The sequence below is a fragment of the Cupriavidus neocaledonicus genome (assembly GCF_000372525.1).
Taxonomy (GTDB): domain Bacteria; phylum Pseudomonadota; class Gammaproteobacteria; order Burkholderiales; family Burkholderiaceae; genus Cupriavidus; species Cupriavidus neocaledonicus.
Genome location: NZ_AQUR01000018.1, coordinates 1 through 2,304 on the forward strand (window position 1 = coordinate 1; position 2,304 = coordinate 2,304).

3 protein-coding genes are annotated in these 2,304 nt (G+C 63.6%); all 3 read right to left on the bottom strand.

Going from position 1 to position 2,304, the window contains the following annotated elements; genetic code table 11:
* Positions 1–132 precede the first annotated feature (132 nt).
* Positions 133–897, bottom strand: a complete 765-nt coding sequence (locus A3AG_RS0100140; RefSeq protein WP_026163847.1) for a GntR family transcriptional regulator — start codon at positions 895–897, stop codon at positions 133–135.
* 447 nt (positions 898–1,344) lie between these two features.
* On the bottom strand, positions 1,345–1,578 hold the full coding sequence (locus A3AG_RS0100145) for a hypothetical protein (RefSeq protein WP_018003648.1): 234 nt from the start codon (positions 1,576–1,578) through the stop codon (positions 1,345–1,347).
* A gap of 126 nt (positions 1,579–1,704) precedes the next feature.
* A partial coding sequence (locus A3AG_RS0100150) for a substrate binding domain-containing protein (protein ID WP_018003649.1) occupies positions 1,705–2,304 on the bottom strand: 600 nt, incomplete at its 5' end.

A 2,304-nucleotide genomic window follows, 5' to 3' on the forward strand; every position in this document is an offset into this window, starting at 1 on the left:
CCTTGGTGATATCGGCGAGCGTATCAGCCTGCGCCGGCAGCACGGCCGCGCAAAGACCGGCCAGCAATGCACACATCAGGCCGCGGCGGGACAATTTGGATTTGGACAGGGCTTGGAACATCGCGTGTTTCCTCAGGTTCGGGATGGAAATGGGTTTTCCGCGGAACTCTCCGCGGCGGGTGATGCGGAATGCGGAAGGCGTGCCGGACCTACCGGTGCCAGCGCCTGGCGCAGATGTGCGAGCGGGTCGGCGGGGCCAACGGCATCGAGACTCGTATGTACCTCGCTGAGGTGTTCGGCCATCAGGCGCGCGGCCAGCACGCCATCGCCTTCCGCAAGCGCGTTGACGATGCCTTCGTGCTGGCCGCACGAGCGGCCAGCATCGGCTGCGGACTGATTTCGGCTGGCGACCAGTGTCGTGCGCGCGGTCAGGTCGCGCAGCGTATCCACCAGCAGGCCATACCCCAAGGATGCGCACAGGCAAACGTGGAAATCGCCCAGCAGGAAACTGCGCATGCTGGCGTCGTCGCCCTGGAGCGCGGCCTTTTCGCGTGCGATATGAACTTTGAGCGAATGAATGGCCTGCGCATTCGCCGGCCGATCCGGGGTGACTTCACGTAGCAACCCGGTTTCGATAATGCGGCGGGCGTCGAACGCCGAGCGGATGTCGTCAGTGCCGGGTTCCACCAGGAACCAGCCGCGTCGCGCGCTGACGGTTACCATGCCGCGCGCCGCCAGCCGCGACAATGCTTCACGCACCAGCGTGCGGCTCACGCCGAACAACGTGGCAAGTTCCTGCTCGCCCAGTCGGGAGCCGGGGAGCAGCTTCTGGCCAAGCATTGCCTCGGTGATGCGATTGGCGATGTCAGCAGGGGAGTTTTCGGTCGTTGCGTTCACGGCAACCACTTGAGCAAGTGGTATGCCATGCTTGTATGCAAGATTTGTCGCCAAAAAGTGGCGGGAACGCTGGTGGAAGTGGCAACTATGCTGGGCGACTCCCCAAAACGGGGCGTGTCGCGCGGCGATGGTGCGCGATGTGGGGCGGCGCGGGCATTTCTACGAACAGAACCGCTACGTCGCGGCGATGGGGCTAGATGGCAGGAGACGGAGGCATTTCGTTCTCTTCTTGCTGCCTTCGAGATGATCTGGGTCTGAATCCGGTCGACGTTTCCCCGCCTCGCTGGAAGCGATGAGACCGGCTGAAAGCGACGACGCAAGGTTTGCGAAAGCGCTGGGCCGCTTCCATCCGGACAAGTCGGCCGAACTCAGAAGGCTAAGACGGAATGCGGTGGGGTTGGGAGGCCGTCCCGTCAGCCGTTGAAGTAGCGGCTGACGGATGCAGATTCAGGACGTCTGCTTTGCTGCTGGGCCCAACAGGTCTTCGCAGATCTCTATGACGTGCTCGATTGGCGGTGAATCACCGTGCGGGCGGTAAGCGCCCAGCGCGCTATCCTGGCTAGAGACGGTCGCCCACCAGGTCCGCAGTTGTGCTTCGCTCCAGGCTCTGCGCACATCGACCGGGACGTCGGCGACAAGAGTTTCCCTGACCCGTTGGCGAAAGTCGGATTCGCTCATCATGATCCGTCTCCTTTGTATGGTCGCAAGGTCTCAAAGGGTGCGCAAGATTCGTGCCTCGGGCCACCGCTACCTCTACAGAGCCGGCTCGGTCGGCTTTTCGCCGAGGCGGGGAGGCTACCGTTCCATCTATAGTTCACCCATCCGTGCGCTCATGGCCATCAGTGGGTCGAGCAACGCGGCATGCAGGTATCTGACCGCGGGCGAGAACTGACGGCGATGCGGGCAGACCAGGTTGAGGGGTGTCGGCTCGCCAGGCTGGTCAGGCAACAGCAGTTCCAGCCGGCCTTCTTCGACGTCATCGCAGACGTCGAGCCAGGACTTGTAAGCGATGCCGCGTCCATCGAGTGCCCAGCGCCGCGCGATTTCCGCGTCGTCGCATATCAGCTTTCCCTTGACGGTGATCTGCCGCCGCGTGCCGGCGACGGGAAAGCTCCAACGGTCATGGACCCGGCCGCCCAGCACATAGGGCAAGCACTGGTGCGCGAGCAAGTCGTCGAGCGATGCCGGCCGCCCGTGGCGCCGGAGGTAGTCCGGTGACGCCACCAGCACGCGGCGATTGTCGGGAGCGAGCGGCAGGGCGACATAGCTGGCGCCTTCATTCATGCCATACCTGAAGGCGATGTCCACCGGATCGCGAAAGACGTCGGAGACCTGGTCGGACAGCGACAGCCGGAGCACAAGTTTCGGGTGCGATTCCCGGAAGGTGGTCAGCAGCGGCAGCAGGAT